At 52.9% G+C, this 24,307-nt stretch carries 16 protein-coding genes; 12 read left to right on the top strand and 4 right to left on the bottom strand.

Annotated elements, in window-relative coordinates:
- Window positions 1-141: 141 nt before the first annotated feature.
- The 11 genes from JM656_RS08010 (at window position 142) to yegQ (ending at window position 17,406) form a co-directional block, all read left to right on the top strand.
- Window positions 142-1,389, top strand: coding sequence for an MdtA/MuxA family multidrug efflux RND transporter periplasmic adaptor subunit (locus JM656_RS08010; RefSeq protein ID WP_203360705.1), 1,248 nt, complete (start codon window positions 142-144; stop codon window positions 1,387-1,389).
- The gene (locus JM656_RS08005) at window positions 1,389-4,511 is read left to right on the top strand and encodes an MdtB/MuxB family multidrug efflux RND transporter permease subunit (protein ID WP_203360704.1); all 3,123 of its coding nucleotides are present in this window, start codon (window positions 1,389-1,391) and stop codon (window positions 4,509-4,511) included. The genes JM656_RS08010 and JM656_RS08005 overlap by 1 nt, the downstream gene beginning before the upstream one ends.
- Window positions 4,512-7,589, top strand: a complete 3,078-nt coding sequence (gene mdtC, locus JM656_RS08000) for a multidrug efflux RND transporter permease subunit MdtC (protein ID WP_203360703.1) — start codon at window positions 4,512-4,514, stop codon at window positions 7,587-7,589.
- Between the two features lie 3 nt (window positions 7,590-7,592).
- Window positions 7,593-9,005 carry an MFS transporter gene (locus tag JM656_RS07995; RefSeq protein WP_203360702.1) on the top strand — a complete coding sequence of 471 codons (1,413 nt, stop codon included), beginning with the start codon at window positions 7,593-7,595 and terminating at the stop codon, window positions 9,003-9,005.
- Window positions 9,005-10,408, top strand: a complete 1,404-nt coding sequence (gene baeS, locus JM656_RS07990; RefSeq protein WP_203360701.1) for a two-component system sensor histidine kinase BaeS — start codon at window positions 9,005-9,007, stop codon at window positions 10,406-10,408. Before JM656_RS07995 ends, baeS begins: the two co-directional genes overlap by 1 nt.
- Complete coding sequence (gene baeR / locus JM656_RS07985) at window positions 10,405-11,127, top strand: two-component system response regulator BaeR (protein ID WP_203360700.1); 723 nt, start codon at window positions 10,405-10,407, stop codon at window positions 11,125-11,127. The genes baeS and baeR overlap by 4 nt, the downstream gene beginning before the upstream one ends.
- A 28-nt stretch (window positions 11,128-11,155) precedes the next feature.
- Window positions 11,156-11,866, top strand: a complete 711-nt coding sequence (locus tag JM656_RS07980) for a tetratricopeptide repeat protein (RefSeq protein ID WP_203360699.1) — start codon at window positions 11,156-11,158, stop codon at window positions 11,864-11,866.
- A gap of 26 nt (window positions 11,867-11,892) precedes the next feature.
- Window positions 11,893-13,092, top strand: a complete 1,200-nt coding sequence (locus JM656_RS07975) for a PcfJ domain-containing protein (RefSeq protein WP_203360698.1) — start codon at window positions 11,893-11,895, stop codon at window positions 13,090-13,092.
- Window positions 13,089-13,808: a DUF1266 domain-containing protein gene (locus JM656_RS07970; RefSeq protein WP_203360697.1), complete on the top strand. Its 720-nt coding sequence runs from the start codon at window positions 13,089-13,091 to the stop codon at window positions 13,806-13,808. The genes JM656_RS07975 and JM656_RS07970 overlap by 4 nt, the downstream gene beginning before the upstream one ends.
- Window positions 13,809-13,819: 11 nt before the next feature.
- Window positions 13,820-15,931 (top strand): DUF4034 domain-containing protein, encoded by a 2,112-nt coding sequence (locus JM656_RS07965; protein WP_203360696.1) that lies wholly within the window; start codon window positions 13,820-13,822, stop codon window positions 15,929-15,931.
- Between the two features lie 113 nt (window positions 15,932-16,044).
- Window positions 16,045-17,406, top strand: coding sequence for a tRNA 5-hydroxyuridine modification protein YegQ (yegQ, locus tag JM656_RS07960; protein ID WP_203360695.1), 1,362 nt, complete (start codon window positions 16,045-16,047; stop codon window positions 17,404-17,406).
- Window positions 17,407-18,065: 659 nt separating this feature from the next.
- Here yegQ and JM656_RS07955 read toward each other — a convergent pair.
- Together JM656_RS07955 and JM656_RS07950 are read right to left on the bottom strand one after the other, a co-directional pair.
- Window positions 18,066-18,977, bottom strand: a complete 912-nt coding sequence (locus JM656_RS07955; protein WP_203360694.1) for an ROK family protein — start codon at window positions 18,975-18,977, stop codon at window positions 18,066-18,068.
- Window positions 18,974-19,987: an SIS domain-containing protein gene (locus tag JM656_RS07950; protein ID WP_203360693.1), complete on the bottom strand. Its 1,014-nt coding sequence runs from the start codon at window positions 19,985-19,987 to the stop codon at window positions 18,974-18,976. The genes JM656_RS07955 and JM656_RS07950 overlap by 4 nt, the downstream gene beginning before the upstream one ends.
- Window positions 19,988-20,188: 201 nt before the next feature.
- Here JM656_RS07950 and JM656_RS07945 point away from each other — a divergent pair, with 201 nt between their 5' ends.
- Entirely contained in the window at window positions 20,189-20,947 is a 759-nt protein-coding gene (locus JM656_RS07945; RefSeq protein ID WP_203360692.1) for a DeoR/GlpR family DNA-binding transcription regulator, read from the top strand.
- Window positions 20,948-21,089: 142 nt separating this feature from the next.
- Here the strand turns inward: JM656_RS07945 and JM656_RS07940 are convergent, their stop codons facing one another.
- Both JM656_RS07940 and JM656_RS07935 read right to left on the bottom strand, forming a co-directional pair.
- On the bottom strand, window positions 21,090-22,691 hold the full coding sequence (locus JM656_RS07940) for a GMC family oxidoreductase (protein ID WP_203360691.1): 1,602 nt from the start codon (window positions 22,689-22,691) through the stop codon (window positions 21,090-21,092).
- A 16-nt stretch (window positions 22,692-22,707) separates the two neighbouring features.
- Complete coding sequence (locus tag JM656_RS07935; protein WP_203360690.1) at window positions 22,708-24,174, bottom strand: APC family permease; 1,467 nt, start codon at window positions 24,172-24,174, stop codon at window positions 22,708-22,710.
- Between the last annotated feature and the right edge of the window lie 133 nt (window positions 24,175-24,307).

Below are 24,307 nucleotides of genomic sequence, written 5' to 3'. Positions count from 1 at the left end.
TTGTTGCGTAACGCCTCGCAAAGCCCGTCGCCATTCAGACGAATCCAGACAGTGTTTCATAATTCCTCCATTATTCTCCCTTGTTCGCTGGCTAAACTAGTATCATTCCGCGAAACGTTTCAGGATGAGAAACTTATAACGATGAAAGGCAGTAACAAATCCCGCTGGATGCTCGCTATTGTGGTCGCTGCGGCGGCCATTTCCGCAGTCTGGTTCTGGCATAATCGTGGTGAAACACAGGGAACAACGCCAGGCGCGACCGGGCATGCGCAACACCCCGCCGGACAAGGTCGACGCGGTATGCGTTCCGGCCTGTTAGCGCCGGTGCAGGCGGCGACTGCCGTAGAACAAGCAGTGCCGCGCTATCTGACCGGGCTGGGAACCGTGACGGCGGCCAATACGGTGACGGTGCGCAGCCGCGTGGACGGTCAACTGATGGCGCTGCACTTTCAGGAAGGACAACAGGTCAAAGCAGGCGATCTATTGGCGGAGATTGATCCCAGCCAGTTCAGGGTCGCGTTAGCGCAGGCGCAGGGACAATTAGCCAAAGACAACGCCACATTGGCGAATGCCCGCCGTGATTTAGCCCGCTTTCAACAACTGGCAAAAACCAACCTCGTTTCTCGTCAGGAGCTGGACGCCCAACAGGCGCTGGTCAGCGAAACTCTGGGAACGATTAAAGCTGATGAGGCCAGCGTCGCCAGCGCGCAACTTCAGCTTGACTGGAGCCGCATTACCGCACCGGTTGATGGTCGCGTCGGTTTGAAACAGGTGGATATCGGAAATCAGATCGCCAGTAGCGACACCACCGGGATCGTCGTTATCACGCAGACTCACCCTATCGATCTCATTTTTACTCTGCCGGAAAGCGATATCGCCACGGTGGTGCAGGCGCAAAAAGCGGGGAAAACCGTCACCGTTGAGGCCTGGGATCGCACCAACGCGCAAAAGCTGAGCGAAGGGGTATTGCTGAGCCTGGACAACCAGATTGATGCCACAACCGGCACCATTAAGATCAAAGCGCGCTTTAATAATCAGGATGATACGTTGTTCCCGAATCAGTTCGTCAATGCACGAATGCTGGTTGATACCGAGCACAATGCCGTTGTAATTCCGACTGCCGCCGTACAAATGGGTAACGAAGGCCATTTTGTCTGGGTATTGAATGACGAAAACAAAGTCAGCAAACATCAGGTGAAACCCGGTATTCAGGACAGCCAGAACGTGGTGATTAGCGCCGGATTATCCGTCGGCGATCGTGTCGTCACCGACGGTATTGACCGTCTGACGGAAGGGGCGAAAGTTGAAGTGGTGGAGGCGCAATCCGCAACCCCAACTGACGGTAAAGCCACCACGCGAGAATATGGCAAAAAAGGAGCGAACTCCTGATGCAGGTGTTACCGCCAGGCAGAACGGGCGGCCCTTCCCGCCTGTTTATTCTGCGCCCTGTTGCCACTACGCTATTGATGGTGGCAATTCTGCTGGCCGGGATTATCGGCTATCGATTCTTGCCCGTTGCCGCATTGCCCGAAGTGGACTATCCGACGATTCAGGTGGTGACGCTCTATCCTGGCGCCAGCCCCGATGTGATGACCTCCGCCGTTACCGCCCCCCTTGAACGCCAGTTTGGACAAATGTCAGGTCTGAAACAGATGTCGTCCCAGAGCTCAGGCGGCGCATCGGTGGTGACGCTACAGTTCCAGCTTTCATTGCCGTTGGATGTCGCCGAGCAGGAAGTGCAGGCCGCCATTAATGCCGCCACCAATCTGCTACCGGACGATCTCCCTAACCCTCCGGTTTACAGCAAAGTTAACCCGGCTGATCCGCCCATTATGACGCTGGCCGTCACCTCTACCGCCCTGCCGATGACGCAGGTAGAAGATATGGTCGAAACACGGGTGGCGCAAAAAATTTCGCAGGTTTCCGGCGTTGGCCTGGTGACCCTTTCCGGGGGACAACGCCCGGCAGTACGCGTGAAGCTGAATGCACAGGCCATCGCTGCGTTGGGTCTTACCAGCGAAACCATCCGTACCGCCATCACTGGCGCGAACGTCAATTCAGCAAAAGGCAGCCTCGATGGCCCCACGAGCGCGGTAACGCTCTCCGCCAACGATCAGATGCAGTCCGTGGATGAATATCGCCAGTTGATCGTGGCTTATCAAAACGGCGCGCCTGTACGCCTGGGCGATGTCGCCACCGTTGAACAAGGTGCAGAAAACCGTTGGCTGGGTGCCTGGGCTAATAAAGAACAAGCCATCGTGATGAATGTGCAGCGCCAGCCCGGCGCGAATATTATCTCCACCGCAGACAGTATTCGCCAGATGTTGCCGCAACTGACCGACAGTTTGCCGAAATCGGTCAAGGTGACCGTATTGTCGGACCGCACCACCAATATTCGCGCCTCGGTGACGGACACCCAGTTCGAACTGATGCTGGCTATTGCGCTGGTCGTGATGATTATCTACCTGTTCTTGCGCAATATTCCCGCCACGATAATTCCCGGCGTCGCCGTACCGCTGTCGCTGATCGGCACCTTTGCCGTGATGGTATTTCTCGATTTCTCCATCAATAACCTGACGTTGATGGCGCTCACCATCGCCACCGGTTTTGTGGTGGATGACGCCATTGTGGTTATCGAAAACATTTCGCGGTATATCGAAAAAGGCGAGAAACCGCTGGCGGCCGCGCTCAAAGGGGCGGGCGAGATCGGCTTTACCATTATCTCGTTAACCTTCTCGCTGATTGCGGTGCTTATCCCACTGCTGTTTATGGGCGATATCGTCGGGCGGCTGTTTCGCGAATTTGCCGTGACGCTGGCGGTCGCCATTCTGATTTCTGCCGTGGTGTCACTGACGCTGACCCCAATGATGTGCGCCCGGATGCTGAGTCAGGAATCACTGCGCAAGCAAAACCGTTTCTCCCGCGCCTCGGAAAGAATGTTTGATCGCATTATCGCCGGTTATGGTCATCTGTTGGCGAAAGTGCTCAATCATCCCTGGCTGACGCTCAGCGTCGCGCTGGGCACGCTGCTCCTGAGCGTGATGCTGTGGATATTTATTCCGAAAGGTTTCTTTCCAATCCAGGATAACGGCATTATTCAGGGAACGCTTCAGGCGCCGCAATCCAGCTCGTTTGCCAACATGGCGCAGCGCCAGCGTCAGGTCTCCGACCTCATTCTCAAAGACCCTGCCGTCGAAAGCCTGACCGCGTTTGTCGGCGTGGATGGCACTAATCCGGCACTGAACAGCGCCCGATTGCAAATCAACCTGAAGCCCCTTGATGAGCGCGACGATCGCGTTTCGCAGGTCATTTCACGCCTACAGCAAGCGGCAGACACCGTGCCGGGCGTGGATCTCTATCTTCAGCCGACGCAGGATCTCACCATCGATACCCAGGTGAGCCGCACGCAATATCAGTTCACGCTGCAGGCGACATCACTGGATGCGCTAAGTACCTGGGTGCCGCAACTGGTGGAAAAACTGCAGCAGTTGCCGCAGCTTTCTGACGTGAGCAGCGACTGGCAGGACAAAGGTCTGGTGGCGTATGTCAATGTCGATCGTGACAGCGCCAGCCGGTTGGGGATCAGCATGGCTGATGTCGATAACGCCCTGTATAACGCGTTCGGTCAGCGGCTGATTTCGACGATTTATACCCAGGCAAACCAGTATCGCGTGGTCCTTGAACACAACACGGAAAACACGCCGGGGCTGGCGGCATTAGATTCCGTGCGTCTGACCGGTCGCGACGGCGGCATAGTACCGCTCAGCGCTATCGCCAGTATCGGCCAGCGTTTTGCCCCGCTTTCCATTAACCATCTCGATCAGTTCCCGGTCACCACCATCTCCTTTAACGTACCGGACGACTATGCGCTCGGCGATGCGGTACAGGCGATTCTGGACACCGAAAAAACGCTCAATCTGCCTGCGGATATCACCACCCAGTTCCAGGGTAGCACCCTCGCCTTCCAGGCCGCTCTCGGCAACACCGTCTGGCTTATCGTGGCGGCGGTGGTGGCGATGTACATCGTGCTCGGCGTGCTGTACGAAAGCTTTATTCACCCCATCACCATTCTCTCCACGTTGCCAACGGCAGGCGTCGGCGCGCTACTGGCCTTGATGATTGCAGGCAGTGAACTGGATGTTATCGCCATCATCGGCATCATTCTGTTGATTGGTATCGTCAAGAAAAATGCCATCATGATGATCGACTTTGCCCTTGCCGCTGAGCGCGAACAGGGCATGGCGCCGCAGGAAGCCATCTTCCAGGCCTGTTTGCTGCGTTTTCGCCCGATCCTGATGACGACCCTGGCAGCATTACTGGGGGCATTACCGTTGATGCTAAGTACCGGCGTAGGGGCCGAATTGCGCCGTCCGTTGGGCATTGGCATGGTCGGCGGTCTGCTGGTCAGCCAGGTATTGACGCTGTTCACCACACCGGTCATTTATCTGCTGTTTGACCGCTTATCGCTGTCGATGAAAAACCGCTTTTCGCGCCGGGAAGAGGAAGCGTAAATGAAATTTTTCGCCCTTTTCATTTATCGTCCGGTCGCCACCATTTTGATCGCTCTCGCGATTACCCTGTGCGGCGTGCTGGGCTTCCGGCTGTTGCCGGTCGCGCCGTTGCCGCAGGTAGATTTCCCAGTAATCATGGTAAGCGCCTCGTTGCCGGGCGCTTCACCGGAGACAATGGCCTCTTCGGTCGCCACGCCGCTGGAACGCGCGCTAGGGCGCATCGCCGGCGTCAATGAAATGACCTCCAGTAGCTCACTGGGCAGCACGCGCATTATTCTTGAGTTTAATTTTGACCGCGATATCAACGGTGCCGCGCGTGACGTGCAGGCGGCGATCAACACCGCACAAAGTTTGCTCCCCAGCGGAATGCCCAGCCGCCCGACCTACCGGAAGGCCAATCCGTCTGATGCGCCGGTCATGATCCTGACGCTGACATCGGATACCTGGACTCAGGGCGAGCTGTATGACTTTGCCTCAACGCAGCTTGCCCAGACCATCGCCCAAATCGACGGCGTGGGCGATGTGGACGTCGGCGGCAGTTCGTTACCCGCCGTGCGCGTTGGGCTGAATCCACAGGCGCTGTTTAACCAGGGCGTTTCGCTGGACGATGTGCGTACCGCCATCAGCGATGCCAATGTGCGAAAACCACAGGGCGCGCTCGAAGATCAGCGCCAGCGCTGGCAGATACAGACCAATGATGAACTGAAAACCGCTGCGGAATACCAGCCGCTGATCATTCATTACAACAACGGCGCGGCGGTGCGGCTGGGCGATGTCGCCACGGTCAGCGACTCGGTACAGGATGTGCGTAATGCCGGGATGACCAACGCGAAACCGGCGATCTTGTTGATGATCCGCAAGCTGCCGGAAGCCAATATTATTCAGACGGTGGACGGTATTCGGGCGAAGATCCCTGACCTGCAAACGCTGATCCCGGCCTCCATTGATTTACAAATCGCCCAGGATCGCTCTCCGACGATTCGCGCTTCGCTGGAAGAGGTAGAACAGACGCTTATCATTTCCGTCGCCCTGGTGGTGCTGGTGGTGTTTTTGTTCCTGCGTTCCGGGCGGGCAACCTTGATCCCTGCCGTCGCCGTGCCGGTTTCGCTGATTGGTACTTTCGCCGCCATGTATTTGTGCGGCTTTAGCCTGAATAACCTGTCGCTGATGGCGTTAACTATTGCGACCGGTTTTGTCGTCGATGACGCCATCGTGGTACTGGAAAACATCTCCCGCCACCTTGAGGCGGGAATGAAACCCTTACAGGCGGCGCTACAGGGAACGCGGGAAGTCGGTTTCACGGTGCTCTCGATGAGTCTTTCGCTGGTGGCGGTTTTTCTGCCGCTACTGCTGATGGGGGGATTGCCCGGCAGGCTGCTGCGCGAATTTGCCGTTACGCTGTCAGTGGCGATAGGGATTTCACTGCTCGTCTCGCTGACCTTAACCCCGATGATGTGCGGCTGGATGCTCAAATCCGGCAAGCCGCGCGAGCAGACGCGCAAGCGGGGCTTTGGACGCCTGCTGGTCGCATTGCAACAAGGTTACGGCAACTCACTGAAATGGGTTTTAAAACATACCCGTCTGGTGGGCGTTGTCCTGCTTGGCACCATCGCGCTGAATATCTGGCTCTATATTTCGATCCCGAAAACCTTTTTCCCTGAACAGGATACCGGGGTGTTGATGGGCGGCATTCAGGCCGATCAGAGCATTTCGTTCCAGGCGATGCGCGGTAAGCTCGAAGACTTTATGAAAATCATCCGTGACGATCCGGCGGTGAATAACGTCACTGGCTTTACCGGCGGTTCGAGAGTCAACAGCGGCATGATGTTTATCACCCTGAAGTCACGCGATGAGCGGCACGAAACCGCGCAGCAGATCATCGACAGGCTGCGGGTAAAGCTGGCAAAAGAACCCGGCGCCAATCTGTTTCTGATGGCGGTGCAGGATATCCGCGTCGGTGGACGTCAGGCCAACGCCAGCTATCAGTACACGCTGCTGTCCGATGACCTGGCGGCGCTTCGCGAATGGGAGCCCAAAATTCGTAAATCGCTCTCCTCGCTTTCGCAACTGGCCGATGTTAACTCTGACCAGCAGGACAACGGTGCAGAGATGGATCTTGTCTACGATCGCGACACCATGTCACGGCTGGGTATCGACGTTCAGGCGGCGAACAGTTTGCTGAACAATGCCTTTGGTCAGCGGCAGATTTCGACCATTTATCAGCCGATGAACCAGTACAAAGTGGTGATGGAAGTGGATCCGCGTTATACCCAGGACATCAGCGCGCTGGATAAAATGTTCGTAATTAACAATGACGGGAAAGCCATTCCGCTCTCGAGCTTTGCGAAATGGCAGCCCGCGAACGCGCCGCTGTCGGTAAACCATCAGGGCTTATCTGCCGCCTCGACCATCGCCTTTAACCTGCCGACCGGGACGTCGCTTTCACAAGCCACCGACGCTATCAACCGCGCCATGACACAGCTTGGGGTGCCCTCCACGGTTCGCGGCAGTTTTGCCGGTACCGCGCAGGTGTTTCAGGACACCATGAACGCCCAGGTGATTCTGATTCTGGCAGCGATCGCCACGGTCTATATTGTGTTGGGAATGTTATATGAAAGCTATGTTCACCCGCTGACCATTCTCTCAACGCTCCCCTCTGCCGGAGTCGGCGCGCTACTGGCGCTGGAGCTTTTTGATGCCCCGTTCAGCCTAATTGCCCTGATAGGGATCATGCTATTAATTGGCATTGTGAAGAAAAACGCCATCATGATGGTCGATTTTGCGCTGGAGGCGCAGAGAAACGGCAATCTGACGCCGGAACAGGCGATATTTCAGGCCTGTTTACTGCGTTTTCGCCCCATCATGATGACCACGCTGGCAGCATTGTTTGGCGCGCTGCCGCTGGTGTTATCAAGCGGAGACGGTTCAGAGTTACGCCAGCCGCTGGGGATTACGATTGCCGGAGGTCTGGTCATGAGCCAGCTCCTGACGCTCTATACCACCCCGGTGGTGTATCTCTTTTTTGACCGTCTGCGGCTACGTTTTTCACGTAAAAACAGCAAAACCGTCCCGGTATAGAAAATGACAGAACTTCCCGACAGCACCCGCTGGCAACTTTGGATTGTGGCATTCGGCTTCTTTATGCAGTCGCTGGATACCACGATTGTGAACACCGCGCTGCCCTCGATGGCGAAAAGTCTTGGGGAAAGCCCGCTGCATATGCACATGGTTGTCGTGTCGTATGTACTGACCGTGGCCGTGATGCTCCCCGCCAGCGGGTGGCTGGCGGACAAAATCGGCGTGCGTAACATTTTCTTTTCCGCCATCATCCTGTTTACGCTGGGATCGCTGTTTTGCGCAGGTTCCAACACGCTCAATGAACTGGTGATGGCGCGCGTGCTACAGGGCGTCGGCGGCGCAATGATGGTGCCGGTCGGCAGGCTAACGGTGATGAAAATCGTCCCGCGCGAACAGTATATGGCTGCCATGACGTTCGTGACATTGCCCGGTCAGATTGGTCCGCTGCTCGGCCCGGCGTTAGGGGGCATTCTGGTGGAGTACGCCTCCTGGCACTGGATTTTCCTGATCAACATTCCCGTTGGGATCGTCGGGGCCATTGCCACATTGCTGCTGATGCCAAACTACATGATGCAAACGCGGCGTTTTGATCTGTCCGGATTTCTTCTGCTGGCTGTCGGCATGGCGGTCCTCACGCTGGCGCTTGATGGCGGCAAAGGGTCGGGGATCTCTCACGCCGCGCTGGCGCTGCTCATCGCCAGCGGCTGCGTTGCAATCCTGCTGTATCTCCGGCATGCGAAGGGCAATCCACGCGCCCTGTTTAGTCTGAACTTATTCCGCACTCACACCTTTTCACTCGGTCTGCTCGGCAGTTTCACCGGGCGTATCGGCAGCGGCATGCTCCCCTTCATGACCCCGGTATTTTTACAAATTGGGTTAGGTTTTTCGCCCTTCCATGCCGGGTTAATGATGATCCCGATGGTACTTGGCAGTATGGGGATGAAACGGATAGTAGTACAGGTAGTCAACCGGTTTGGCTATCGCCGGGTACTGGTCGCCACCACCCTCGGCCTGGCGCTGGTCAGTCTGCTGTTTATGACCACCGCGCTGCTGGGCTGGTATTACTTCCTGCCTTTTGTCCTGTTCCTGCAAGGGATGGTTAACTCAACCCGCTTCTCCTCGATGAACACCCTGACGTTGAAAGACCTTCCGGACGATTTAGCCAGCAGCGGCAACAGTTTGCTGTCGATGATTATGCAGTTGTCGATGAGTATTGGCGTGACCATTGCCGGATTATTGCTGGGGATGTTTGGTCAACAACACCTCACCGCTGAGGCAGGCGCAACGCAAACCGTCTTTATGTACAGCTGGCTTTGTATGGCGTTCATCATTGCACTCCCGGCGATTATTTTTTCCCGGGTCCCTAACGACACACACAAAAACACAGTCATTTCGCGGCGAAAAAGGAGTCTGTGATGAAATTCTGGCGACCCGGTATCACCGGTAAACTGTTTCTGGCCATTTTCGCCACCTGCATTGTTTTGCTCATCACCATGCACTGGGCCGTACGCATTAGCTTCGAGCGCGGATTCATTGACTACATCAAACAGGGCAACGAGCAGCGTTTGCAACTGTTGAGCGACGCATTAGGCGAGCAGTACCAGCTGCATGGCAACTGGCGTTTTTTACGCAACAACGATCGTTTTGTGTTCCAGATCCTGCGCTCTTTAGAACATGATAATGACGATGACAAACCCGGCCCGGGGATGCCTCCGCACGGCTGGCGCACCCAGTTTTGGGTCGTCGACCAAAATGCCCGCGTCCTGGTGGGCCCCAGAGCCCCCGTTCCGCACGACGGCACGCGGCGGGCTATCCTCGTGAATGGCATGGAAGTCGGCGCAGTCATCGCCTCCCCTGTCGAGCGCTTAACGCGCAACACCGACATTAATTTTGATAAACAGCAGCGGCGAACCAGTTGGCTGATTGTAGCGTTATCCACGCTGCTGGCCGCGCTGGCGACCTTTTCACTGGCGCGTGGACTGCTGGCGCCCGTGAAACGCCTGGTGGAAGGTACGCACAAGCTGGCAGCCGGTGATTTCACTACCCGCGTCGCCTCCACCAGCACAGATGAACTGGGTAAACTGGCGCAGGACTTTAACCAGCTCGCCAGTACGCTGGAAAAAAACCAGCAAATGCGCCGCGATTTTATGGCCGACATCTCGCACGAACTGCGCACGCCACTTGCCGTTCTGCGCGGTGAGCTGGAGGCGATTCAGGACGGCGTGCGTCAATTCACGCCGGAATCCGTGGCCTCGTTACAGGCCGAAGTCGGCACACTGACCAAGCTGGTAAACGACCTGCATCAGTTGTCGATGTCTGATGAGGGGGCGCTGGCGTACCAGAAAACCTCGGTCGATCTTATTCCTCTTCTGGAAGTCGCCGGCGGTGCGTTTCGCGAGCGTTTCGCCAGCCGGGGACTGACGCTACAACTTTCGTTGCCCGACAGCGTCTGCGTGTTTGGTGACCGGGATCGTCTGATGCAGTTGTTCAATAATCTGCTGGAAAACAGTCTGCGTTACACCGATAGCGGTGGCGGTCTGCATATTTCCGCAGAACAACGCGACAAATCGTTGCTGTTGACCTTCGCTGATTCCGCGCCCGGCGTCAGCGACGAACAGCTACAGAAACTGTTTGAACGTTTTTACCGGACAGAAGGCTCCCGCAACCGCGCCAGTGGCGGATCCGGGTTGGGACTGGCGATTTGCGTCAACATTGTGCAGGCACATAATGGCCACATCCGCGCAGCCCATTCGCCTTTTGGCGGGGTTAGCATTACAGTAGAGTTACCGCTGGAACGCGATTTACAGAGAGATGTATGACAGAGTTACCCATTGATGAAAACACACCACGCATTTTGATTGTGGAAGATGAACCCAAACTGGGACAACTACTTATCGACTATCTGCGCGCCGCGAGTTATGCACCGACCCTGATCGGCCACGGCGATCAGGTGCTGCCTTACGTGCGTCAAACACCGCCCGATCTGATTCTGCTGGATCTTATGCTACCCGGCACCGACGGTTTAACCCTGTGTCGGGAAATCCGCCGTTTTTCTGAAATCCCAATCGTCATGGTGACGGCCAAAATTGAAGAGATCGACAGATTGCTGGGGCTGGAAATAGGTGCCGATGATTACATCTGCAAACCGTACAGCCCGCGAGAAGTGGTCGCCCGTGTCAAAACCATTCTTCGCCGTTGTCGCCCCCACAAAGAACTGCAACAGTTGGACGCCGACAGCCCGCTGATTGTCGATGAAGGCCGCTTTCAGGCCTCCTGGTGCGGTAAGATGCTCGATTTAACGCCTGCCGAATTCCGCTTACTGAAAACCCTTTCGCATGAGCCGGGTAAGGTCTTTTCTCGCGAGCAACTGCTCAATCACCTCTACGATGATTATCGTGTGGTGACCGATCGCACCATCGACAGCCACATTAAAAATTTGCGCCGTAAGCTGGAATCCCTGGACGCCGAGCAGTCATTTATTCGTGCCGTCTATGGTGTTGGGTATCGCTGGGAAGCCGATGCCTGTCGGATTGTTTAACGTCATTCAAAAGAACCAAGGGATTGTCATGGATTTAAGAAATAGCGCGTTACTGCTTCTGCTGATCTCAGGCACCGTTCACGCAGAAATCTCTGAGCAACAATTTGTCGCCGACTGCGCAAAAATCCCTGACTATGCCCGTCAGGGAGAGCAACTCTACAAAGCGAAAAACTACGCCGGCGCGCGTGAAGCGTTTGAAAAACAGGTGACCTGGAGCGAAAGCTGTCGACTTGACAGCAAGGCCATCGCCACGGCGTACAATAACGTTGCACTCACCTGGATGCGCGAGGGCGAATGGCGTAAAGCCCGCGCCTGGCTGATGATCAAACCGGACGATCGCAAGTCTGTCTACAATCTGGGGCTGATCAAAGATAAACTCGCGGCGTTGCCTGCCCCCTCAACTGCTGCGGGCGAATACTGGAATTACGCGGGGATGGGCACGTGGGAAACGCTTATCATAAAACCGCTGGAAAATAAATCCGACTACCAGGTAGATTTTCAGGGCTATTATTTAGGCATGATGGCGATATATTACGGTCCCAACATGGGCGAGTTTTCTGAGAAGGTCACGCTAAAAGACAATGCCGGTGTCATCGCACTCAGAGAAGGCGATTACATCCATTGTGATATCTCGTTAACCGTCTCGCCCGACGCTATCGATGTGAAAACAGATGATCCCGCCCAGTGCGGCTTTGGTGCTAACGTCAGCGCCGACGGGCGTTATCTACGCGTTGACTGACGTTTACCAACCCGGCAGGGAAAGCCATGAGTGAAGATAGCGTTAAGACATACCAGCCCCGCAATGTCATCAATTCCACCGATGTCATGGCAACTATTACGTCGCGCAGTGAGCAGCGCGGCGACAGCGAAGACATTCGCCGCTGGTTGAGCAACCACTTTTATCGCTGGGCTATCGGTAGTTTTCCTCTCGTTTCCCCAATTCGAAACGCGCTTGATTATGCCACCTGGTTCGGCGCGCAAACTGAAATGCCCGAATGGTTGCCGCCAAAACTCACCGGCGGCACAACGTTCTACTATCTCGATCCGCAGCATCCGGAATTGCACGCCACGGAGCGCAATCTGGTGGAGTTTCTCTCTCGTCAAAATGACACCCGGCTGGCAGGTAAACTGCAGCGTATCAACTGTTTTACCGCCCTGACGATGCGTGAAGCGGAACATAAAAAAATGCAGCGCCGCCGTCAACAAGGCTGGCAACCCGCCACCCAGGAGGTACTAAAAAGGGTGCTCAGCGTGACCTGCGGGACGCTGGTTGAATTTGACGCCACGCATCCGGCGCTGCGCTGCGAAATGGCCTATGAGTCCTGGCACATGCAGCACTGCGTGGGGCAATTTCAGGATAACAACGCCCTGGCAGGCGGCTACGGTGACTACTACGCCAGACAAATTGAACAGGGGGCAATGCGCCTGTTCAGCCTGCGCGACGAAAATAATATTCCTCACGTCACCATTAGCATGCAGGTAAAGTCTGACGGGCTGGAAATCGAGCAGATCAAAGGCAAACAAAACCGTTATCCGGTGAAAAAATACGCCACCGATGTTTTGCATTTACTGCGCCACATCGCGCCACAACCGACACGCCATGCCGACTGTGAAGGTATGGGAATTGTTTACGAAAAAACACCGGAGCACGAGGGCTGGAAATTCATTACCGATATCTTTGATGAAAGTTTTCTGCTTAGCGTGCTGCACAACAATTTTCATCTGCTGCGACACGTCACAGATCCGCCCGTTGCGCTACAGTGGCTGCTGCTACATAGCTCGCCGGGTGAACTACACCAGCTACAGACGATCGACCCCACGGTCGCCACGGCAGCCGAAATGTTATACCCACAGCAACTGTGGCATCCCACCGTTGCCGGAAAAAACACCACCTGCGAACCGTTTGAAATTGAAAGCGTCACGCTGCAAACCACCCGCTATTTAGCCACTGACGAGAGGAAATGACGTTGCATCTGATCCTTTCACTGCTGGTCGCCATCCTGGTCATTATCTGGAAATGCAAAAAAGCGGCGCGAAGAAAAACACCCACTGCACAGGAGCAAGAACAAGAGCGGCTGGCAGAACGACGCCGCGATACCCGTCGCCGCAAATGGGCACTGGCGCTGGCGGATATTCTCATTTTGCGCAACGGGTTGAAAACGGAAAACGTCACGCTGGCGTTGCCCATTGATGAGCATAAACGTCAACAGCTGGCGCCACAGGTGAAAAAAGAGCTGGGGCTGGCGGAAGATCTTCACGAGGAGACGCTACGCCAGCAGGTTGCGGATATTTTGCAGCGCTGGCCTGCCGGCGTCGGTAAGACGCCGCAGGGGTTTTATGAGCAGTTAGCCGCCCGGGGACAAGTGCGTGACGCGCTGGCTTTCGACTGCGCGCGTACCGCCTTTTTAACGCGTTGCATCGCCGGATTAGGCTGGTGTCGCGACGAGCAGGCATGGCTGGTTTTACTCCTCAACGCCCAGCGTGCTCAGGACTGCTTTCACAGTTGGGAAGATTACGCTACCGCTTACGTTCGCGCGCGCCAGACATGGCTGGAACTCCACCACACACCGACGACAATCACCGGGCGCGATCTCCAGGAAGTCATGCAGCATCTGGAAGATCCGCTCAGCCACTGGCGAGAATTGCCGTGGAATGACTTTAAAATTTTTGAACTCAATTGAGAGACGAACATATGGAATTGAACGATCGCGTACTCAATGCTACCGCGACAATGTGCAACCACAAAATGGCGGAAAACAGCGGGCAACGGGAGTGGTTCATCGCCGATATCGCCAGTTTCCTGCGCCTTAAGCGCTATGACGAGCTGGACGAGTTGTTTAACCATGCGCTGACGGAAAGCTTCACCAGCCGGGAAGCGGAAAAACGCTATTTCCTCGCCTGGACGCAGATGTGTAACCCCCTCTATGATCTGGAGCCGCTCGTTGAAGCCGGACCAGAAGGCCTGGCGCTTATTAAAGCCTGGCAAAACGCGCGTCCGCGCTCCACGCACGCCTGGCTTGCAGAAGTGCAGTACTGGAACCATCGCGCATGGTTGTACCGTAGCTACGGCTGGGCGCGCGACACGTCGCACGCCATGTGGATTTGCGCCAGCGCCTGCAATGAACAGATGATGATCGCCGCCATTAACGCTATCGACTGCGATCCGCGCCAGTGGATGGCCGCTTCACTCGCCAACACCAACGCGCAGGTCTTTGGTTTTCCCGACTGGATGGCTGATTTTCTTGAAGGCAATGACACCGTCGGCACCCCAGGCGTTCCGAAACTTGCCGATTATCATCAGCGTTCGCCGCAGGAAATCGATGCACTGATGGCTCATTCCGGTTTGTCGCTGGACAACGCCGTTTGCCCTTCCCTGCCGCGACCGTCTGTGCTGCTGAGCACTGAGGATGACTTCAGCCCCAATTACTGGCTCACCGTATGTCTGAGGATTTTCCCAACGGCATACGCTGCATTGGGCGAGTATCTTCCGTTTCGCATGCCGCGCTGGAACGGCACCCATCAAGAGATAAATGCGTTTCTGGCGTCCGGGGCCTGTGCTCATCTCTCTGATAGCGAACGCGAACACCTGGAGCTACTGATCTGGTGGGATGAGTATCGTGACCTGAGCGTCAAAGAGATTGACGAGCCTGAGATCAGAATCAAAACCATCGCGAAAGCGCAAGCCGTTGCCTGCCATGCCCGCAATCAGGAAGATCGCCACAATGCGCTGGGGTGGCTGCTTAACTGCTATGACGATTTAGACGATGAAGAGGCGCTCTGGAGCTGCATTCAACATGCAGTGATGGAGAAAAAGAAGTTAGACAATTACTTCACATATCAGGCCCTGAAGTTTGCGCTACGTGATTTCCCCGACAGCCACTGGATCTATAATTTTATTTGTCAGAATTCACAGAACGCTGAAGGTTGGGCAGCGGTAATTTATCGCGGTTATTTCCAGCTCGCGGGACTGTTTGGCTTTGAGAAAAATACCGAACGCGGCAATGCCTGGCTGGACCGCGTTTCAGCCATACAACACAGCGCGACCTGGAAATGGACCATTCGCTCTTTCGGCTGGCTCAACCGTTCTGAGTATTGCGTACCGCTGGCTGAGGTTGGCGCAGAGCGTAATATTCCCGGCGCGCTACACTGGCTGGCGGATGAATATAACAATCGGGACAATGGCACCCTTGTGCCTTATCAAACCACCACCGCGCTGAACTATTATCAGCACGCCGCACTGATTCTGCGTGACCACATCGCCCAGCGCGACAGCACGCCCTGGCCTCTTATCGCCAATGGCGGCTATAGCGGGTACGAAGCGGATTTACGCGATATTTATTTCAGTCTCGCTATCTGCAATCAGCGACTGTGTATGGAAGATGACGATCCCGCAAAGTGGGCAGGCTACGAAAAAAATCTCCTCGATAGTCTCTGGCAGGCGCATCAGTTGGGTCACGAACAGGCTAAGGATTTATTCCTGCTCAACATTTTTGAAGTTTCCGATCTGACGCTGGCACATGCTCATTTAGCGCTGCTCGAGGAGGAAGCGAACAAAGGCACGCTTCAGGCGATGGTGACACTCGCGCGATTGTACGGTAACAAGCAAGATAAGCAGTTATTTAATATAAAGAAAAGTGCTCGCTGGACCCACTTCGCCGACACGCTGTATCCCGATAATGAGATTGTCAGAGATTGCCTCTACAAGGTGCATTTCGATACGCGCTGGAAACGCATGCGTTATACCTGGCATACCGTGCGAATCCCGGCCTCGGAATTACCCGGCCAGGTCAACCCGATGGTGTAGCCGTTTACTCACAGGCCCGCTAGCGCTACAATGCCCGCCCTTAAAGTGGGGGCACTCCCCTAACCGTCCCACCCGTTGGGACGGATCTGACCTGTCATCAGAACGAGAAAACTATGTTTAAACCGGAACTCCTTTCCCCGGCGGGAACGCTGAAAAATATGCGTTACGCTTTCGCTTATGGCGCAGATGCTGTTTATGCGGGCCAACCGCGTTATTCACTGCGCGTGCGCAACAATGAATTCAACCACGAAAATTTGCAGCTCGGCATCAATGAAGCCCATGCGCTTGGCAAAAAATTCTACGTGGTTGTTAACATCGCCCCCCATAACGCGAAACTGAAAACCTTTATCCGCGACCTGAAGCCGGTGGTGGAAATGGGTCCGGATGCCCTGATCATGTCCGATCCTGGGCTCATCATGCTGGTTCGTGAGCACTTCCCGGAAATGGCTATTCACCTCTCGGTACAGGCGAACGCCGTCAACTGGGCGACGGTAAAATTCTGGCAGCAAATGGGGCTGACGCGCGTGATCCTCTCCCGCGAGCTGTCGCTGGAAGAGATTGAAGAGATCCGCAACCAGGTGCCCGAAATGGAGATTGAAATCTTCGTTCATGGCGCGCTGTGCATGGCCTACTCCGGCCGCTGCCTGCTTTCCGGTTACATAAACAAGCGCGACCCAAATCAGGGAACCTGCACCAACGCCTGTCGTTGGGAATACAACGTGCAGGAAGGGAAAGAAGATGCGGTCGGCAATATCGTCCACAAATACGAACCGATCCCTGTCCAGAACGTTGAACCGACGCTGGGTATTGGCGCGCCCACTGACAAAGTGTTCATGATCGAAGAAGCCCAACGTCCGGGCGAGTATATGACCGCGTTCGAAGACGAGCACGGCACCTACATCATGAACTCGAAGGATCTGCGCGCCATCGCCCACGTTGAACGTCTGACGCAGATGGGCGTACATTCGCTGAAAATCGAAGGTCGTACCAAGTCTTACTACTACTGCGCACGCACCGCGCAGGTGTACCGTAAAGCCATTGATGATGCCGCAGCGGGTCGGCCGTTTGACCCGCAACTGCTGGAAACGCTGGAAGGGCTGGCGCATCGCGGTTACACCGAAGGTTTCCTGCGTCGCCACACCCATGACGATTACCAGAATTACGAGTATGGATTCTCTGTTTCAGAACGTCAGCAATTTGTCGGTGAGTTTACCGGCGAGCGTAAAGGTGAACTGGCAGCGGTAATCGTGAAGAATAAATTCACCGTCGGCGACAGCCTCGAACTGATGACGCCGCAAGGCAATGTGAACTTTACCCTGGAGCAGATGGAAAATGCGAAAGGCGAAGCAATGCCGGTTGCACCGGGTGACGGTTACACAGTCTGGATGCCAATCCCACAGGATATCGACCTTAACTATGCATTGTTAATGCGTAATTTTGCCGGTGAATCCACGCGTAACCCGCATGCTAAGTAATTAATTCATGTTATTTTTTCATGATGGAATGATTTTTAGAAACCGATCACATACCGCTTCGTTTATTGAGGGTATTATCCATCCGCTGAAAAACATAACCCATAAATGCTAGCTGTACCAGGAACCACCTCCTTAGCCTGCGTAATCTCCCTTACGCAGGCGTATTTTTTGGTTCTAACTTAATGAAATAAATGGATTTATTTCTATCAATGTCCACACATTGACCACATCGATACAAAAAGCCCCACATTTGCGGGGCTTTTTCGTTTGTCACATCCAGTGAATTTGTTGCTGACCTGATGATGTCGGGTGCGGCGGAACGGGCGTCCGGATACAGCCTGACCGTCGTTTCAAAATCACCTGAGTTATACGACAAGGTTTTTGGTCACTGTCAGGTCATTCATCACTAGCAATAAAGCGAAGGCAATACCCATACGATAATACCTTTCACATAGTGCATTTATCTGGAATTCCTTTTCGATGTAAACAATGTCCCCACCGAAAAATCCCAGCATCATAGCCAAATGCCAGCTTCCCAACCGATGAAATAATTACCGACATGGCTGGTTAATATGCTTACATATTCCAGAATATTTTACGTTTATATGTCATTGCGCGATGCCGATATTTACCATGATGTTATCTCGCGAAATATAACTTTACGTTAACTCTGGAATGACGACAGCGCCAAGGGCACCAGCGACGTCTCCTAACTCAGAAGGGACAATCAACGTACTGATCGCATATCCATCCGAACGCTTGAGCGCTTCTTCCATGCCCGACTTAAATAGAGGGTAATAGTGTGCAGCACTACCACTCAGAATTGTTAAATCAGGACCGTAAAGAGTAAGCAACGTCACAAGTCCACGTCCAAGGTGATTTCCGTAACGATGAAATACGTTGGCGACATCTTCTCTTTCCAGCGCAACTGTCTTGTAGAAATTAACGTTATGCTTTTCAAAGGGTGTGTTGGGTAATAACGCTTCCAGATTCTGCTGTAACCATGTTCTGGAGGCCAGAGATTCCCAGCATCCTTTCAGACCGCAATAGCATGTCACAGGATCTCCAGAAATCGGAATATGTCCTGCTTCCGGATGCTGACCGTCGCGTGTTCTGAAGGGTTTACCATTTTCAAGAAGCGCCACGCCTACGCCCGTACCCAACGTTACCATCAGTAGGCGTTTAGTATTTTTCCCCGCGCCAAAGTAATATTCACCGAGAACTGCTGCTACAGCGTCGTTGTCGATCCCGACTTTTACATTAAGCTTCTGGCTTAATTCATTAACCAACGGAAAAAATGAGAAGCACTCGAGGGTATCTTTATTACGAATTATCCCGAGGTTAGTATCAACCGGACCACTGGCTCCAATCCCCACGCTCTCTAATTTCATCCCCTCCGGGATCAGCGAGAGAACATGTGCCGCTAATGCGTCTGAACGCATTGACTTTTCGATAGCAGCGAACTCAGCTGTGGCAATAGATTTCGAATTCAGGGTTCCATCTTCACCCTGAATGATAATCCGAGTGCCTGTACCGCCAATGTCTATCCCTGCTTTGACCAAATTCGTCATACTGCCACCGTAATCTTCTGGCCATAAAGGAACTGACCGGCGACGAAACCGTTATTACGTGCGAGGGCAACGGTCAGATGCTCGATATAGATAAATCCGCAGAGAAGCTGGCTGAGCTCATCCTCTGCAGGCACGGGAAGAAGTGCTGAGTTAGCGTAAGCTTCGACACCGATGGTCACAACATCGGTGCCATTCGCCTGCAGCTCAACAGCCAGTTTTTCCAGTGTTTTGTCACCAGGTTTGCCCAGCAATACCGCCAGCATTCCATCACCAGAGGTCTCCATAGGACCGTGACGGAATTCACCGCCAATGAACCCTTCAGAGCTGACTTTTGATGCTTCTTTGGTGATCAGGGAACCGGTGAGCGCGCTGGAACCAAAGGCGCCAGTGGCAATATAAGCAATGCGTGGGCGAGCGGAAGTAAATAGTCTATCTGCATATGGGTTTACAATGTCTTTTTGCTGAACCAGCTCTTTGATGTTGTTCAATGTGTGAGTGACAGATGCCAGTACATTTTCTTCCGGTTCGCCCAGCAATACTGCCAGCGTGCGGTAACAGGCGATCAACGTGTTCAGATAACTCTTGGAACTGACCGTCGCTTCATCACCGCTTTTCAGCGTGATAAGAATATGGGCGTTTTTACCCAAAACGCTGTTCTCATCGTTCGTTAAGCCAATAATAGTCTTAGGACGGTGTCCCTGATTGAGGAGTGCTACAATTTCACCGCTCATGCCTGACTGGGAGGTGGCCCACAGGAGAGTGTTCTCAGTGATCAGCTCAGGCATATCGAGTAAACGACCCGCATCGACGCGCCATACCGGGTAGCCTTGCGCTACCAGTGCACGCTCAACAGGGATCATCGCATAATCAGATGACCCCATACCGGTCAACACGATACGGTCGTACTCTTCCAACTTCAGAGTGAAAAGACGCTCTGGAAGCGGGTTGTTAAGCTGCGCCATAATTGATTCTGGCTGCATTGCTATATCGATTTCATACGGATTAGACATAACCACCTCAGATTTAATGTGAATGACACAAATAATCTATATGCACGATATCGTGCATGTCAATGCGCGATATAATTCATGTGACGCCGGTTGCATTTTTAAGACATAGATAAATAAGCTAATGATTCTTATGAAGTTGGCGGTGTTTTTTCCAGGTTTCATGATAAAATCGACTGCAATTAAATGTGTAGGGGGAAGGAAATGCTGACGAAAACAAGGCGGGAAACGATTCTTTCAATGCTTGTTTCAACAGGTTACCTCAACGCGAATCAACTTGCTGAGCAATTCAATGTTGATAGCTCCACAGTAAGAAGGGATCTCATCGCGCTGGAAAAAGCAGGAAAAATCATCCGGACTCATGGTGGTGTATTGCCGGTTCTTTCTACTGAAGGGCAAGATACCCCCTATAATATTCGTAAATCCCGGCATCATGAGCAGAAGATTGCGATTGGTAAATATGCGGCTTCACTTGTCGCTGATGGCGACTCAGTGATACTGGACAATGGTTCTACTGTTTATGAACTGGCTGTTGCTCTCGCATTAAAAAAAGATCTCACTGTCATTACTAATGATCTGAATATAGCCATGTTACTTTGCCAGTATCCTGCCATAAACCTTATTGTCACCGGGGGCTCCATTGTAGGCAGTTCCTACACGCTAGTCGGTCCTGATACAACGCGTAAATTTGGCGAAGTCTTTGCTGACTGGGCATTTATGGGTGCTGAAGGGGTGCACGCGGAGGCAGGTATTACTAACGTAAACGCCATAGAAATACCGACTAAGAAAGCAATTTTAAACGCGGCAAGGAAAAAAGTTGTTCTGGCAGATTCATCTAAAATTGGCTATAGAGCTCTGTCGCATGTATGTGGGCTTGAAAGTGTCGATATGATAATTACGGATAAAAAGAAAACTGAAAAATACCCTGATCAGTTTAACGATAAAATCGTAATAGTAGGCTGATATCTTCTCAGTAATCAGTTTTACTATTTTTCGGATCACTCTTTACGCGATGAATAACCTCTGCAAGGGTTACCATTTTCAGGATATCTCCCCAGACCCTATGAGTGACCTGGGGAGGGAATCCCATTTGACGGGGGCTTAATCAGTTCTGATGAATCATCGTGGATGCGATCTTCTCCGCTACCATGATAATTGGCGCATTAATATTCGCGGTTGGTATTTGAGGCAAAATTGAGCCGTCTACAATACGTAATCCGGAAAGCTGATGAACCCGCCCCTGACCGTCCGTTACCGCCATTGCATCCGTCCCCATTCTACATGTACTGGTTGGATGGTGTTCGGTGTTGGCCACAATTCGGAGCCATTTTTCCAGTTCTGCATCCGTTGCATCAACATTTGGCGTATCGACCGCTTTCCCACGGTAGCGGGACCATGCAGGCTGGTGAGCCATTTCCAGCGTCTTACGGATGCCATCAATCATTTCGCGGACATCGCGTCTGTCGCTGAGATAATTAAAACGAATTGCAGGTTTATCTTTCGGATTCGCCGTATTAAGCGTGATGCTGCCTCGACTATACGGTCGCATCTGGCTGACAAAATACTGAAAACCGTCGGCAATATTCACTTTTCCTGACTGGAAGTCTGCAAGGAAAGGCAAAAACTCATGCTGCATATTGATGTAATCAACATCACTGCTGCTTGCGAAAAATGCCCCTACTTCAAAGAAATTTGTGGCTCCCAGGCCAGTTTTGAACAGAGTCCATTCCGCACCTAACTTTAACCTGCCCAGTGTATTCAGTTGTTTGACGATGGAAACACCAGAAGGCGACTGAAAACGCAATGGCGCTACGACATGGTCCTGAAGATCAGAGCCAACCCCCGGCAGATGGGCTACAGGAGCAATTCCAAACGTTTTAAACGCATCGGTATTGCCAATCCCCGACAGCATGAGAATGTGCGGCGTGCCTATAGTACCAGCGCACAGAATGACTTCTCGCCCTGCATGAAGAGTCTTGCGCTCACCGTTCTGCACTAATGTCACACCCGTGGCAACCGTTCCGGCGACATTTACCTTTTCGACCAGACACCCCACCATGACCGTGAGGTTCTCCCTTTCTGCAGCAGGCTTGAGATAAGCTAAGCTGGAGCTGCAACGAATGCCGTTTCGGATAGTTGCCTGCGTTACGTGAACACCCGCCTGATCACCACTGTTGTAGTCACCCGCATTTGGCAGTCCGTGCTGCTGACCAGCCTCTAGAAAAGTCTGGTAAAGAGGATGTTCTGCCTTACTACGCGTCACGGTTATCGGGCCTGATCCGCCTCGCTGCGGATCTTTACCCCCTTCAAAACTTTCCATTTTTTTAAAAAAGGGCAAACAGTCTTCAAAATCCCAACCTTGAATTCCAAACTTTTTCCAACTGTCATAATCTTTTTTATGACCACGGACATGTACCATGCCATTTATAGACGAACTGCCCCCGAGGCAACGCCCCCGGGCCTGCCCGACTCTGCGACCGCCAAGTTCTGGCTCCGGCTCACTTTCAAATTTCCAGTTGTACACATCACTTTCAATCGGAAAAGTCAGTGCCGCAGGCATTTTAATAAAAATACTGTTGTCACGAGGACCTGCCTCAATCAGGCACACGTTGACATTTTTATTTTCGCTCAAGCGGTTAGCCATAACGCAACCTGCTGATCCCGCACCAACAATAATATAATCGTACATTTGTTTCTGCTTAGACATAAGATTACCTAATGAATTACTTTGATATCAGAGGCTTCGTCATAACCTGAGAAGATTCTGAAACGTCATTTTCAACAACATATTGAGAAAGGACTTCCCAACGACGGTTTTCGCTACGTTTCAATTTGAACAATCTCCACAGCCCAACAAAAAGAATGACGGCGAAGGCTATTGGTGCATATCCGACAGGCGGCGCTGGTAGTGGCCAGAGAGAATAATAAAGCACGCAGATTAAAGCAATGCTTGAAATTATAGGGAACACTATATGGGTAATAATATTGAGTTCGTTTCTTTTTACCTGAGTGAAGAAGCGAATAATACCAATATTACCCATGATATACACAAACACATAGATGATGGTCGCCAGAGTGCCAAGCATAAATAGCACTACATCCGGTGCGATGAGAGTACCAAATACAAGACAGACAATCAGGCTTAAGCAGGTCTGCGTAATGATAGCGACGTGAGGCGTATGGTGCTTTGGATGCACTTTGTTCAGCGCTTTAGGCATCGTTTCCGAACGGGCCATCGCGTACCAGTTGCGTGTTGCGTCGACCGTACAGGCGATACAGACCGCAATACCGGAGTTAAGCAACGCCAGCAGAACCAGAATCCAGGCGGGTCCCCACAGGCGATGTGCAACAATCAACGCCGGGTTATCAGATGAACCCAGGGTATCCGTGTGAGCGATGCCCCAGCCGGTCTGGATCCCCCACGCGCAGAAGACGTAGAAGATCCCCAATAAAATCAGTGAACCAATAATCGCCTGAGGAATGACTTTGCGCGGATTGCGAGCTTCTTCAGCAACCGCTGCAGCCCCCTCCCAGCCTGTAAATGCAAAGATTGACAACACTACAGCCAGGAAGAAACCATGTGGGGTAGGACTCCCCGTCGGGAGAAAACCTTCGAATGACACGCCACCTTCTCCCGGTGATAGTAATCCGCTGAATGCAAGACCAGCAAGAATCAGCATTTCTACAAGAGAAAGTATGGTCAGGATTTTACCCGAGGTTTTAATTCCTTTATACGCAATAGTTCCCACCATAATTAAAATGAAAAAGGAGACTACCTGCCATGGAATATTAATACCGTAATTTTTTGCAAGCTCTGTCTGGATTACAAATCCGGTATATGCTGACAGACCTCCGGGAATCAGGGCAACAATCCATGAATACATCCACCCGACAATAAAACCCGCACTGGGTCCGACAGTTCCGCTGACGTAAGTATAAAATCCACCGGCAGACGGAAAGTGTTTACCAAGTTGTGCCAGCGAAATCGCGACGATCAGACCAATGATAAAGGCAAAAATATAAGCCGAAGGTGCGCTTATTCCAGCCTGTTGGGTATTGAAAGCAATTGTTGTCAAAATGCCAACTGCAGGAGCAATCTGAGCAATACTTTGCATCAGAACAGTTCCCAGCCCTATCGAATTCTTTTGTAAACCAACGTCTTGCCCATGCTGGGGCCGATTACTGGTCATAGTATGCTCCCGTGCCGCGTAGATAGTTACAGTAATGTTAACCATGAGTTTAAATTTTTACTGCACGAATTCGTGCAAGTCAATGCACGAAAACAAGCTATATGAAATTTACATGATAGAAATGTGAGCCAAG

It is taken from the genome of Citrobacter sp. R56 (genome assembly GCF_016811995.1).
Taxonomy (GTDB): domain Bacteria; phylum Pseudomonadota; class Gammaproteobacteria; order Enterobacterales; family Enterobacteriaceae; genus Citrobacter_D; species Citrobacter_D enshiensis.
Note: the sequence above shows the minus strand (reverse complement) of the source record. Positions and strands in the feature narration are given on the sequence as shown.